The sequence below is a fragment of the Vibrio sp. BS-M-Sm-2 genome (assembly GCF_041504345.1).
GTDB classification, from domain to species: Bacteria; Pseudomonadota; Gammaproteobacteria; order Enterobacterales; family Vibrionaceae; genus Vibrio; species Vibrio satsumensis.
This window is the reverse complement of sequence record NZ_CP167895.1, coordinates 1,641,635-1,653,911: the sequence shown is the minus strand read 5'-3', so window position 1 is coordinate 1,653,911 and position 12,277 is coordinate 1,641,635. Positions and strand designations below refer to the sequence as shown.

General features: G+C 42.1%; 14 protein-coding genes. 11 read left to right on the top strand and 3 right to left on the bottom strand.

Annotated features, from left to right (window positions below; genetic code table 11):
* Positions 1–66 precede the first annotated feature (66 nt).
* The 6 genes from AB8613_RS23210 (at position 67) to AB8613_RS23185 (ending at position 3,824) form a co-directional block, all read left to right on the top strand.
* Complete coding sequence (locus tag AB8613_RS23210) at positions 67–717, top strand: LysE family transporter (RefSeq protein ID WP_372385141.1); 651 nt, start codon at positions 67–69, stop codon at positions 715–717.
* 297 nt (positions 718–1,014) lie between these two features.
* Positions 1,015–1,815, top strand: coding sequence for a PhzF family phenazine biosynthesis protein (locus AB8613_RS23205; protein WP_146490178.1), 801 nt, complete (start codon positions 1,015–1,017; stop codon positions 1,813–1,815).
* A 141-nt stretch (positions 1,816–1,956) separates the two neighbouring features.
* Positions 1,957–2,460 carry a YgjV family protein gene (locus AB8613_RS23200; protein WP_285954589.1) on the top strand — a complete coding sequence of 168 codons (504 nt, stop codon included), beginning with the start codon at positions 1,957–1,959 and terminating at the stop codon, positions 2,458–2,460.
* Between the two features lie 61 nt (positions 2,461–2,521).
* A complete protein-coding gene (locus AB8613_RS23195) occupies positions 2,522–2,836 on the top strand; it encodes a cupin domain-containing protein (RefSeq protein WP_372385140.1) in 315 nt (104 codons plus the stop codon).
* A gap of 104 nt (positions 2,837–2,940) precedes the next feature.
* Positions 2,941–3,420, top strand: a complete 480-nt coding sequence (locus tag AB8613_RS23190; RefSeq protein ID WP_285954587.1) for a GNAT family N-acetyltransferase — start codon at positions 2,941–2,943, stop codon at positions 3,418–3,420.
* A gap of 107 nt (positions 3,421–3,527) precedes the next feature.
* Positions 3,528–3,824, top strand: coding sequence for a hypothetical protein (locus AB8613_RS23185; RefSeq protein WP_017064710.1), 297 nt, complete (start codon positions 3,528–3,530; stop codon positions 3,822–3,824).
* Between the two features lie 126 nt (positions 3,825–3,950).
* Here AB8613_RS23185 and AB8613_RS23180 read toward each other — a convergent pair whose 3' ends face one another.
* Positions 3,951–4,448: a fasciclin domain-containing protein gene (locus tag AB8613_RS23180; RefSeq protein WP_146490182.1), complete on the bottom strand. Its 498-nt coding sequence runs from the start codon at positions 4,446–4,448 to the stop codon at positions 3,951–3,953.
* 204 nt (positions 4,449–4,652) lie between these two features.
* On the opposite strand from AB8613_RS23180, the gene AB8613_RS23175 reads away from it, so the two are divergent.
* The 4 genes from AB8613_RS23175 (at position 4,653) to AB8613_RS23160 (ending at position 7,643) form a co-directional block, all read left to right on the top strand.
* Positions 4,653–5,636: a DUF2860 family protein gene (locus AB8613_RS23175; protein ID WP_372385139.1), complete on the top strand. Its 984-nt coding sequence runs from the start codon at positions 4,653–4,655 to the stop codon at positions 5,634–5,636.
* A gap of 164 nt (positions 5,637–5,800) precedes the next feature.
* A complete protein-coding gene (locus AB8613_RS23170; RefSeq protein WP_372385138.1) occupies positions 5,801–6,298 on the top strand; it encodes a GNAT family N-acetyltransferase in 498 nt (165 codons plus the stop codon).
* A 285-nt stretch (positions 6,299–6,583) separates the two neighbouring features.
* Positions 6,584–7,300, top strand: a complete 717-nt coding sequence (locus AB8613_RS23165; RefSeq protein WP_372385137.1) for a Crp/Fnr family transcriptional regulator — start codon at positions 6,584–6,586, stop codon at positions 7,298–7,300.
* Between the two features lie 184 nt (positions 7,301–7,484).
* Positions 7,485–7,643 (top strand): hypothetical protein, encoded by a 159-nt coding sequence (locus tag AB8613_RS23160; RefSeq protein ID WP_017070406.1) that lies wholly within the window; start codon positions 7,485–7,487, stop codon positions 7,641–7,643.
* 88 nt (positions 7,644–7,731) lie between these two features.
* On the opposite strand, the gene AB8613_RS23155 is transcribed toward AB8613_RS23160, so the two are convergent.
* Both AB8613_RS23155 and AB8613_RS23150 read right to left on the bottom strand, forming a co-directional pair.
* On the bottom strand, positions 7,732–8,385 hold the full coding sequence (locus tag AB8613_RS23155; RefSeq protein WP_372385136.1) for a DUF2057 family protein: 654 nt from the start codon (positions 8,383–8,385) through the stop codon (positions 7,732–7,734).
* A gap of 301 nt (positions 8,386–8,686) precedes the next feature.
* Positions 8,687–10,249, bottom strand: coding sequence for an arylsulfatase (locus AB8613_RS23150; protein WP_146490187.1), 1,563 nt, complete (start codon positions 10,247–10,249; stop codon positions 8,687–8,689).
* Between the two features lie 346 nt (positions 10,250–10,595).
* On the opposite strand from AB8613_RS23150, the gene AB8613_RS23145 reads away from it, so the two are divergent.
* The gene (locus AB8613_RS23145; RefSeq protein ID WP_372385135.1) at positions 10,596–12,143 is read left to right on the top strand and encodes an arylsulfatase; all 1,548 of its coding nucleotides are present in this window, start codon (positions 10,596–10,598) and stop codon (positions 12,141–12,143) included.
* The last annotated feature ends 134 nt before the right edge of the window (positions 12,144–12,277 follow it).

The window sequence follows — 12,277 nt, the reverse complement described above, 5'->3', positions numbered from 1 at the left end:
GACCGCGTGCTTTTTCGTTAATTATGCAATAGTAAAGCATTAATTGAGCTACAAGGAAGTTAGTTTATGGATGCAGGTTTAGTTGGTGTATTTGTTACCGTGGCGATTGCCCACTTTTTGGCGTTGTTAAGTCCCGGGCCAGATTTTGTGATTGTGGTGAAGAGTGCTGTTCGAAATAAGGGAAGAAAGGCGTTAGGTGTTGCATGCGGTATTGCCAGTGCAAATGCTGTTTATATTGCTTTATGCCTAGTTGGTGTCGGCTCGATTTTGGCGGCATCCGTTTCTGTTATGATTGCATTGAAGATTATTGGTGGAGTATTTCTCGTTTATCTTGCTGTTCAAGCGTTAAGAGCCAAAAAATGTAATTACAGCAATATTGATGTTGCTGAAGAAAGTACCTCCAATCAAACGACTTTTCTTAAAGAATTCGTCACGGGTTTTCTATCTGGAATTCTTAATCCTAAAAATCTTTTGTTCTACTTGAGCTTATTCACGGTTGTACTGAATAATGAGGTGGGTTTCATGTTCAAATTGGGGTTAGGTATTTGGATGACAGTGGTTGTGTTTGTGTGGGATGCCGCGATTATATTCCTTTTATCTGCACCTAAAGTCCGCCGAGAATTTACGCGTGTCGCTTACTACATTGATAAAGTGACTGGTGTCATGCTAGGCCTACTTGGCTTGACTATTGTGAAATCTGCTCTAGTACGCCATTAGATTTAATTGAATCGTAATTACTCCATAAGCTTACGTTCGTAGCTCAATATGATGTCGGTGTGCCGCGAACGTGCGCTTATTTGTTCCCTAATTAGGGAACAAATAAGCCTTATCTTTGGTTTAAGCCATATACTCAACGTTCTGTTGAACTCGTAAACTCTTTTGATAACGCCCAGTTTATCAATCCATACTTATTGAATAAGCAATAGTAAAGTTGCTGTTAAACACTTGTAGCACAGAGTGTTTGTGCTTATTGTAGTCAGCAATATTTAATCAATACCAGAGCTAGGCAGTATTGTGAGTTTAGAGATATATCAAGTAGATTCGTTTACAACTCAAGCGTTTAAAGGGAACCCTGCTGGGGTCTGCATCTCCAAAGAGCCATTGGATGAGTCGCTAATGTTTTCAATCGCTGAAGAGATGGCGGTATCCGAAACGGCTTTTCTTTCGCTTAGCACCATGACTCTTAAATGGTTCACTCCCGAAGTAGAAGTGAAGTTATGTGGGCATGGTACACTGGCAACTGTTCATGTAATGAAAGAACAAGGGCTGATCAATCCAGGTGATAGAGTTGTGTTCAACACATTATCAGGGGAGTTATCAGCCGCAGTTTGTGAATCGTCTATTGAGCTTGATTTCCCAAGTACTCAGTTATCATTGTGTTCCGAACCCAACCTCACGTTACTTGAATATCTTGGCTTAGAGCCGCATCAAGTCGTTTCATTCAGAGAGTTTGAGTCTAAGCAGTTAATTGAAGTTTCCAACGAACAAGTGCTATTGGAGCTTTCACCGAACTTTGATGCTTTAAAAGGCATTCAAGGACGAGGTGTTGTGGTGACAGCGCTATCATCAAATGCGGAGCTTGATTTTGTTTCTCGCTACTTTGCACCCTGGGTTGGGGTTAATGAAGATCCTGTGACTGGCTCGGCACATTGTGCATTGACGCAGCACTGGGCTGAAAAGCTAAACAAAAGCTGCTTCAGTGCTTATCAGGCGTCTCGTCGTGGTGGTTATATGTCGACAGAGTTATTAGCTAACGGGCGAATCAAGCTGATTGGTTCGGCTATTACTGTGATTAGTGGTGTGTTGAAGCTTTAGAGCTTTGTTGAATCTTTAGAGCTCAGTTGAATCTATAAAGCATTGTTGCCGTATTTTTTTGACTAACCAAGTGAGTTTTCTTAGGCCATTTATGGTTGAGCAAAACGGCTAGGGTGTAATGTTATTATTGAAGGAATCACAATGTCAGCCTTTTATCTTTCTCAAATACTCGTCGCGATTGCTATCTGTTTCGATCTTCTGTCTTTTCAGTTTAAAGAAAGGAAGAAAATTGTAACCTGTCTATTCTTTGCTGGCGTGCTTATCTCTAGTCATTTTATTTTGCTCGAGCAATGGACAGCGGCGAGTTTAATGATCATTGCAACAATCCGTTATTTAACGAGTGTATTTTCTACATCGTCTAAGTTTAAATATTTGTTCTGTTCCATGTCGGTGATCGCAACGGTTGTGACTTACTCAGGGCTGACCAGCATATTGAGCTGCTTTGCTTCCGTGTTTCAAACCTTTGCTGCCTTTAACAAAGATGACCGCAGATTAAGAGAATTGATGATCATCGGAACCAGTTTTTGGTTGGTTCACAATTACTTAGTTGGCTCGCCAACAGCGGTTCTTATGGAGGCGCTGTTTATCTGCAGTAACTTGGTGGGCTATTACCGTTTTTATTTCAGAAAGAGTGCTGCTGCTTAGGTTTTACAGTGCAGTTCAAGTCCAGGTTGTTAATCAATTCAATGCTAGCTAGGAGAGCTTGATGCCAAACATTTACAATGATGTTCCTTCGTCAATGCCCAATGAAATATTCAATGACCTGATTGCCAACGACAGTGTTCGAATCGAAAGAATACTGTCGCATGGGCACAGTTCTCCAGATAAAGGTTGGTATGACCAAGAAGAGAATGAATGGGTAATGGTGCTTGAAGGTCAAGGTGTCATCGAGTTTGAAGATGGACGCGTTGTTACTTTATCAAAAGGGGATTACATCAACATCGCTGCACGAGAAAAGCACAAGGTCATTGGTACGGATAAAGACATGGTGACGATCTGGTTGGCTGTGTTTTATCGTTGATCTCTTGATCGAAAGCTGAGGTTGTTGAGTTTGGATTATAGAGCCTGTTGATTCAGCTGTTTATTTGCCCCTTTGAAAGGGCTTAGGACAAAAAGGAGTATGTCGTGGTTAGAATTCGAAATTATCAAACGAGTGATGACAAAGCACTGTGGGAGATCTTCTTTCATACTGTACGTAATGTGAATGTTCGAGATTATTCTCAACAGCAAGTCGAAGCTTGGGCACCTAGTAGCTTTGACTTTGCGTTATGGCAAAAGCGTATGAATGGGTTACAACCCTTTGTGGCTGAGCTAGATGGTTGCGTTGTTGGCTATACTGACCTGCAACCCAATGGCCTGATTGACCACTTTTTCTGTCATCATGAATATCAAGGCAAAGGCGTCGCTAGAGCTTTAATGGAGCATGTATTTGAGGTTGGTCGGGCTCGTGGTCTCTCTCGATACTTTTCAGAGGTGAGTATTACCGCTAGGCCTTTCTATGAGCACCTTGGTTTTGCAGTCGTTAATGAGCAGCAAGTCGAAATGCGTGGCGTAAAACTCACCAATTACGTGATGGAGAAGGTAGTGCCTTCAGAGGAACGGTAATCTCATTTTTGTTACAGTTTTTGCCTGCTTTTTTGTTCTCCTCTTCGAGAAAAATCATCACTTTAGAGATAATATTCACTTCAACTAATATCAGTGAAGGAAGAAAAGTGGGTATTGAAGCTTTAGCGTTTGTGATGGACGCATTAATCACCGCATGTTGTATGTATATCGCCTCTAAAATGTCATTCGTGGTCGCAGATTTTAAATCCCTTCTTACTATTGCTGTAATCGTTGCTTTGGTGTCATTGATTCCGACAGTGGGCTGGGTGTTAGGGTTGATTCTATTTGTGTTCCTACTGGGGAAAGCGACGCACTCTAGTATTGGTGATTGCATATGGGTGGTGGTTTTCACAAAGGTGGTATCGATGGCGGCCTTTCTGATATTCGGGCGCTTGTTTATGTAATCCGGGTTCTTACTTATATAAAGGCAGGCTCGGCTAATTTGATACCGATCTTAACTTGGTATTTAAACATGAAAAGGGTGTGAACCTGTCACACCTCTAAGAACCTTTGATTTGTGTTCGTCTGTGTTATTTAGGCAGTAATACAGCGTCAATAACATGAATAACACCATTGCTCGCTTCAACATCTGCCATCACGACCTGCGCTTTGTTGATCATCACATTGCCGTGATCAATTCCTACCATTACCGTTTCACCTTGCACTGTTACGGCACTATCAAGTTTCATCACTTCAGACGCCATTATTTTTCCTGGCACCACATGATAGGTCAGTACTGCGATTAGCTTGTCTTTGTTTTCTGGCTTCAACAGCATATCAACCGTTCCTTCAGGTAGTGCAGCGAACGCTTCATCCGTTGGCGCAAACACAGTGAACGGGCCATCACCTTTCAATGTTTCAACTAAGCCTGCCGCCTTTGCTGCAGCTACCAAGGTATTGAAAGAGCCATTTTCAGCCGCCACGTCAACGATATCTTTCTTCATTCCGTGGTGATCAGCGTGAGCAAAAGCTGCAAAAAGAAGCGTCGCAACTAGCACTGACATGGTTTTGATTAGTTTATTAAACATATTGTCTTCCTTTGAGTTGTGTCCGTTATTTTCGAGAGGTATTACGAGAGCTCAATCGTGATAGATCAATTTGTTGTGTCTTTGATTGAATGGTTAGCGATATCGACTGCGCCAAGCGAATAAATTTACATTGTTAAATGCTTGTTATAATTTTATTTTGATGCTTATAGTTACTTGATGATTATTCAAGTAATGGATGTGAATATGAGGTTTGTTTTACCAGTTGTCTTTTCTGCATTGGCTTCAATGCCTGCATACAGTGGTCTCGCTCCAAGTGAAGGTTTCAGCGGTAACTTCAGTGTATTGGCCGGTTTCTACTCTGACAGTAGTAATTTGAGTACTGAACAAGATTCGAATCAAGCAACTAACACCCAGGAAGGGGAGAGTGAAAACCAAGGGTTACTCGGCTTTTTGGGTACTGTTCAATATACTTTTGGCGAATCGCTGACTCACCAAGTGTATGCGGGTACGACGCGAGAGGATATTGCAACAGGTACCATTGCGTTTGAGATCGGTTATAGATACCAACTTTCTGGAGGCACCATATTAGACTTTTCTGTTCTTCCTACCCTTATCTCAGGTAAGGCTTGGTCTGACCCATATGCGGTTGGCGTCAATCGAAACGAAACCGATGTAAAAGGTAATGTTGGGCGATTGCAAATGACTAATATAGGCGGTACTGGCTTTCGAACGGATTTCGCGATTGGTGAATCTGACGTTGATGATGAGTTATCGGGCACCCAAGGCTTATCTCCGGAAGAAGCTGTGCTGCTTGATAGAGAAAGAACCTATTTATACGCCAAAGCAGGGTACCGCTTTATCTTGCCAAACCAAGCAGGTCTATTTGTTCCTTCAATGGTGTATTTCCACTCAGACGCAGAAGGGGGAGCACTCAGCTTCGATAGCTATGGCATAGAATTAAACTACGCTAAGCGAATCGGCCGTCATGGTTTCGTTGTTACGCTCGATGCAAGTGATCGTCAGTACGATGAAGCCAACCCTATTTATGGTAAAGCGCGCGAAGATAATGAATATGGTGCCTTTTTAGCGTACGAGTTTAGTGGCTTGATGGGCTATAAAGATTGGTCGTTTGTCACGTTACTTGGCTTAAGATCTATTGATTCAAATATCGATTTTTATAATTCAGAACAAGTATTCACAAGCGTTGGTGTGGACTATAAATTCTGACATTCACACTACGTATAAAATTAATCAAACAGGCTCTTAGGCTCAGGTTTTCTATTTTTTTAAATATTTCAGTAGCTTACATGTATTAAGGGTTGTAGGTGTTCGTTGCTATCCGTAATATAAAAAATTAGATGATGGATAGAAATAATATATAAGGAAGCGCTTTGGAAATACAAATAAGACATCTTGAAACGACAGATAGCCAAGATATGTTTGATATCTATCGACACCCATCAGTATCAGAAAATACTTCACAAAAGCCTTTCCTTAGCTCTGATCAGGTAGAGCGGTTGTTTGGTCATTCAGACCATTTCACTTTAGTTGCTGAAGTGTCTGGCAAAGCAGTAGGCCATATTACTTTATTTATGACCACCAAGGTGAGAGACAAACATTGTGCTGGCCTTGCGATAGCGATTAACCCGGATATGCACGGCAAAGGGGTTGGTCAAGCGTTAATGCAAGAAGCTATTAATCAATCCGATAATTGGCTTAACCTCGTTCGACTTGAGTTAGAGGTTCATGCAGATAACCACGCCGCTATTGCTCTGTACGAACGCGCAGGCTTTCAGTTAGAAGGCACCAAAAGGCTGAGTACATTCAAAGCGGGTAAGTACATCGATATGTTACTTATGTCTAGAATTAGGCCTGATTATCAATATTAGTGAGCAGAATCTGTTTCATTCGACATTAGTCAACAAGATAGCTATTACTCAAAGCCCGTATGCATAAGGGCTTTGTATCCAATTAAAGCTAGAAGCACCTAAAGGATCAACAAGTGTAGGTCATTTTTATTGGTTTTTAAGCTAGATAAATGAATTAAGATACTAAGAACTATGATTTTCTTTAGAGGGAAATACAGTGTTGTATTGGTAATGAGCTATATTTAAGTAACGCGGAGAAATACCGTGTCAATGCTGTATGAAGACTATCGGAGGAGGAACTAGTTATTGTTAGAACCAACAATCAGTGAACAAATACAATGGCCGTGTGATTTACCACAAGACTTTATAGACAGCCTACTCGAAATCGCTGTTTTAAAGACGGGCATACATAGCCTAGAAATTACGAAAAAATTTCAAAACCTACCGGGCGTTTTCTATATTCTTAAGGGCTCAGCAGGTATCTGCTTTTCAACTGAAAACATGAAAAGCTTATCTGGTGGTGTTATTGGAAGGGGAGATTGGATGGGTGCTTTGTCTATACATGCTGACTACAACCTCTTTGCAGTGGCAGAAGAAGTCGAGCCTATCACTATGGTACTTTTTCCTGAAAGTAAGGTATTAGAGCTCGCAGAACGGAAGTGCATGGTTTACAAATGGCTACTTCACTGTGGAACCAAAGCGCAATCTATTTGGATGCAGGCTTACTTATCCTCGATTCATGAAAAAGAGCAGAAAACCATTTACGTCTTGTTGGAACTTGCGGCACGCCAGACCAATATCGCGGGGGCAACCGTCAGCATTAATATTTCACAAATTCAACTGAGTTCGATAACAGGCATATCAAGACCTAGGCTAAACGAAGTTCTTAAAGGGATAGAGCAACAGGGCTTAGTGAAGATCCAAAGAGGGAAGGTGTTTATAACCGATGTTGAGGGGTTGTATGAGCATATTTCACCGATGAATTTGATGATACGAAATCCTGTCACTGAGATTAAGTCCTAACATGTGTATAACAAGAGCGAACTGAGTCGAACTTTTCTCTCATTATTGTTAAATTTACCAACACTTAATGGGTATTTCACAACAAAATTAGCTTCTGTGTTCTTTTGGGAACATACATTGTTTTTCCATATCTATAACTTCCTCGCTAGATTTATAAATTGAAATAAAGCGGAATAGAATTGTTATGAAAATGGCTGTATTGGAATATAAAGTATTGGGGCTTGGTGATTGGATTAAAACAAGAGTTTCTAGCCGCTGTGCGCACTTACTGGCAGCAGAATACAAAGCGCTAGGATGGCCAACAAAAGTAGATGGAAAAGTGTTATCGACTGAGTCGGCTTAATCAATATAAGCCTAAATCATCTAGATGAAGACAAAAAAGAAGCTGGCAGTGTGCCAGCTTCTTTCATTTTTAAATTCAGACCATTGAGCTACTTGTTCACGTAATCTTTGAATTTCTGCTTGGTTTCAGCATCGGCTTTTTCGTACCAGAAATACAGCATTTCTTCAGCAGTATTCGCCGCATTCGCATCAATCTTTGCTGGTAGAGTGACTGGTTGTACTACAGTCGCAGCTGTGCCTGTACTAGCTCCTAGTGTTAGTGCAGCGACACCACCTTTCTGGTTGTATTCCTTTGCTTCTTGAGGAAATTTACGACCAATCTGCATACCATCTTTCAATAGCTTGTCTTGCTTAACACTGATTGTATTTTGGTTCTCATCAACTAATTTCCAATCTAGGTTCTCAAAGCCTTTATTCGCTTCAGCGGTATTACGGTATTTAGGCATATCAAACGTTAATACGGCGTTTGTGGTGCTAAAGGTTGCAATAATAGCATCGCTATCAACAAACTCGCGGTCGTTACCTTTATCAAAAGCAAGTTGATATTGGAATACGATTTGGTTTTGGCCGTCTGGAACGGTGAGGGTTTTATGAGATGAAAATAAGCTGCCATCTAGGTCAGGCTTGGCTTCATTTACTGCCAGAATATCAACACTTGATGGAACTTTGATTTCAACGTCAGCTAATACTGCTGGTGCAGCAACGATAGTTGAAAGTAGGGCAATGCTTTGGATTGTCTTCATAATCATACAGTTGTTATGGTTAGTTAAATTACAATCGCACGGTAAGAACTCCAATTCAAGTCGTGTCATAAGGATTTGAAAAAATTTGCGAAATCTTAACGCAACAGTCATATATCAAGGTTCATATTGACTAGTGTGAGTTCATATTTTTGAAAAATGAGCGGATAGCTTTGGGATGAATTGTATTAGTTGACGGTTAGCGCCTATATGTTCTTTGTATTGGATACTAAAAAGCCGAGATAACGTTTGAGCTATCACGGCTTTGTTTGGCTTTACTTGGAGGGGGAGCGTTAGCTAGTTATTACTTAGCTTGTGCTGCTGCCGCTTCTAGTTGCTTAAGTTTACCTTGAAGCATGTAAGCATTCTGGTTGAAGTTACCAGGGTTCAACACTTGGCTTTGCTGCATAGGGTAGTCAGGTAGCGTGTTCATGAACTCTTGCACTTTGCCGCCTACAGGTACGAATAGCCACATGTTGTCTGCCATCCAACGTAGGTACATGCCAGATTCGTGTGGTGCTTTTTCGAATGGGTCAGCACGTAGGTGAACTACTTGAGGCCAGTTTGGTTGGAAACGCACAGCATCAACGATGTTACCATCCATAACAGCGAATGAAATCTTGAAGTCGTTCCAACGTACAGCATTTAGTTCAGCGTTAGCAGAGAAGTAAAGCATGCTGTCACGAGGGCCTTTCTCTTCTTTACCTTGGAAGTAAGGTAGGAAGTTGTAACCATCTAGGTGTACACGCCAGTTTTTACCGTTGTAAGTTGCACCTTTGTCAGACGCTAGCTTCTCAACCACTTTATCATCACCAGCAGCTGCTAGTAGCGTTGGAATCCAGTCTTGGTGACCCATGATGTCGTTGATCTTAGTTCCCGGTTTGATAGTGCCAGGCCAGCGAACTAGCTGAGGAACACGCATACCACCTTCGTAAGTTGTACCTTTCTCACCGTGGAAGTAAGTAGCACCACCATCAGGCCAAGATACTGTCTCTGCACCGTTATCGGTAGAGTAGATTACGATTGTGTTGTCTGCGATTTTAAGCTCATCAAGCTTGTCTAGAAGGATACCTACTTGGTCATCGTGCTCTAACATGCCGTCAGCGTAAATGCTGATACCTGATGCGCCTTGGTATTTTTCTTGTAGACGAGTCCACACGTGCATACGTGTTGTGTTGTGCCAGATGAAGAATGGTTTGTCAGCTTTCACTGCTTTTTCCATAAAGGCTAGAGATTCTTCTAGGAACTCTTCATCCGCGTGCTCCATACGCTTACGCGTCATAGGACCTGTATCTTCAATCTTACCGTCAGCAGTAGACTTGATTACACCACGAGGTCCGAAGTTCTTACGGAACTCAGGGTCTTTAGGGTAGTAGTATGTCTCTGGCTCTTCTTCTGCATTCAGGTGGTATAGGTTACCGAAGAACTGGTCAAAACCGTGGTTCGTTGGAAGGTGTTTATCTTGGTCACCCATGTGGTTCTTACCGAACTGAGCAGTCATGTAGCCTTGTTCTTTAAGAAGGTCAGCGATAGTTGGAGCCCAATCTGGGATACCGTGATCAGAGCCTGGCATACCGATAGTTAGTAGACCTGTACGGAAAGGTTCTTGACCCGTTAGGAATGCAGCACGACCAGCAGTACACGATTGCTGACCGTAGTGGTCAGTAAATAGTGCGCCTTCGTTAGCAATACGGTCGATGTTAGGTGTTTCATAACCCATCATACCGTTGTTGTATGCACTGATGTTGAATACACCAATGTCATCACCCCAGATAGCAAGAATGTTTGGTTTTTCTGCTGCTGTTGCCGCTGAAGAAGCTGCTAATAAGCCAACACCTAATGCTAGTTTATTAATTTTAGTACCCATAAGGACTCCGATTCACTTTAAAGATTAATGCGTTAGAGCAACACATCGTTGGGCAAACATTAATCTCTAAAATCGGTCGTGTCTTTTTATAGTGGTTATAACTAATTGTTATGGGGTTATTGTAACCTTTTGATTTTTAGGGTTTTGGTGCTGTTTACTCATTTTGCCCTCTAACGTCATGTGTGATCCTTATCATGTTTATATACGTAAGTTCCATCGTCTAGTTGTCCGCGTCGCTGTGAAGAAAAATGACAAATAGATTAATAGTTTAGTGAATCTCGCGATCGTTCAAAAAATGGACTATACGTTGTAGGGCAGGATGCAAATAACTAACGAAGAGGTTTCTATGACAGCGAAATATGGCGTCAAACGTCGATTAGCGATTTTGGGTACTGCGATGATGGCGGCTTCCACCACCACATTCGCGGCAGAAAAACCGAATATTCTCGTCATTTGGGGTGACGACATTGGTCAATCTAATGTCAGTGCGTACACCTTTGGCTTAATGGGGTATCAAACTCCGAACATTGATAGCATCGCCAAAGAAGGCATGATGTTTACCGATTACTACGCAGAGCAATCTTGTACCGCAGGTCGCTCTACGTTCATTACAGGTCAAAGTGTACTGAGAACAGGCTTAAGTAAAGTAGGCTTGCCAGGTGCAGATATTGGTCTTCAAGCAGAAGATGCAACCATTGCTGAACTGCTTAAACCTATGGGTTACATGACTGGTCAATTTGGTAAAAACCACCTTGGCGATAAAGATGAATTTCTTCCAACAGCACACGGGTTTGACGAATTTTTTGGCAACCTTTATCACCTAAATGCTGAAGAAGAGCCTGAAAATGAAGATTACCCAACCGACCCAGAGTTTCGTAAGAAATTCGGCCCACGTGGTGTTATCAAATCATTTGCTGACGGCAAGATTGAAGATACGGGCCCATTAACACGTAAGCGTATGGAAACCGTTGATGAAGAAACACTCGATGCCGCACTCGATTTCATGGATCGCGCTGTGAAAGCTGATAAGCCATTCTTCGTTTGGTGGAACGCAACACGTATGCACTTCAGAACGCACGTGAAAGCGGACAGTAAAGGTGTGACTGGTGTCGGTAACTACGCTGATGGTATGGTTGAGCACGATCGACACGTTGGGCAACTATTGAAGCAAGTGGATGAGTTGGGAATCAAAGACAACACGATTGTTTTTTACTCAACGGATAATGGCCCACACATGAACTCTTGGCCTGATGCGGGGACAACCCCGTTCCGTGGTGAGAAAAACACTAACTGGGAAGGCGCATACCGTGTACCAGCAATGGTCCGTTGGCCTGGTAAGATTGAACCAGGAACAGTATCCAATGAAATCATGCACCACATGGACTGGATGCCAACCTTCGTTGCCGCTGCTGGTGATGACCAAATCAAAGAGAAACTACTTAAAGGTCATACTGCTGGTGATAAAACGTTTAAGGTTCACTTAGATGGTTATAACTTCCTTCCTTACCTAACGGGTGAAGAAGAAAAAGGCCGTCGTTCAGAGATATTTTACTTTACCGATGATGGCGATTTAGCGGCGCTTCGTTACAACCAATGGAAAGCGGTGTTCATGGAGCAACGTGCAACGGGTACCATGCAGATTTGGTCAGAACCGTTCGTGACGTTACGTCTTCCTAAGCTGTTTAACCTGCGTATGGACCCATACGAAAACGCAGATATTACTTCGAATACCTATTATGACTGGTTGTTAGACCATGCTTATATGTTTGTCCCTGCGCAAGCGTATGTGGGCAAATTCTTAGAAACATTTGCTGAATACCCACCACGTCAAAAAGCAGCAAGCTTTAGCTTGGATCAGGTTATGGAAAAACTCCAAGAGAACCATAACAAGTAAGCTTTGGTTTATTGAAACTGACAGCTTGATGAAACTGAAAACACGAAAGAGCTCTTAGGAGCTCTTTTTTTATGCGCATATCGATGAGTAAATACCAGTCGTGAATATGAGTCACAACAATCAAGCTCACTGCC

Bases quoted from the DNA above. Each gene is read 5' to 3' on its own strand.
- AB8613_RS23180 (WP_146490182.1), bottom strand. From the start codon at position 4,448: ATGTTTAATAAACTAATCAAAACCATGTCAGTGCTAGTTGCGACGCTT.
- AB8613_RS23160 (WP_017070406.1), top strand. From the start codon at position 7,485: ATGAAAATGGCTGTATTGGAATATAAAGTATTGGGGCTTGGTGATTGG.
- AB8613_RS23200 (WP_285954589.1), top strand. From the start codon at position 1,957: ATGTCAGCCTTTTATCTTTCTCAAATACTCGTCGCGATTGCTATCTGT.
- AB8613_RS23150 (WP_146490187.1), bottom strand. From the start codon at position 10,249: ATGGGTACTAAAATTAATAAACTAGCATTAGGTGTTGGCTTATTAGCA.
- AB8613_RS23175 (WP_372385139.1), top strand. From the start codon at position 4,653: ATGAGGTTTGTTTTACCAGTTGTCTTTTCTGCATTGGCTTCAATGCCT.
- AB8613_RS23195 (WP_372385140.1), top strand. From the start codon at position 2,522: ATGCCAAACATTTACAATGATGTTCCTTCGTCAATGCCCAATGAAATA.
- AB8613_RS23145 (WP_372385135.1), top strand. From the start codon at position 10,596: ATGACAGCGAAATATGGCGTCAAACGTCGATTAGCGATTTTGGGTACT.
- AB8613_RS23155 (WP_372385136.1), bottom strand. From the start codon at position 8,385: ATGAAGACAATCCAAAGCATTGCCCTACTTTCAACTATCGTTGCTGCA.
- AB8613_RS23210 (WP_372385141.1), top strand. From the start codon at position 67: ATGGATGCAGGTTTAGTTGGTGTATTTGTTACCGTGGCGATTGCCCAC.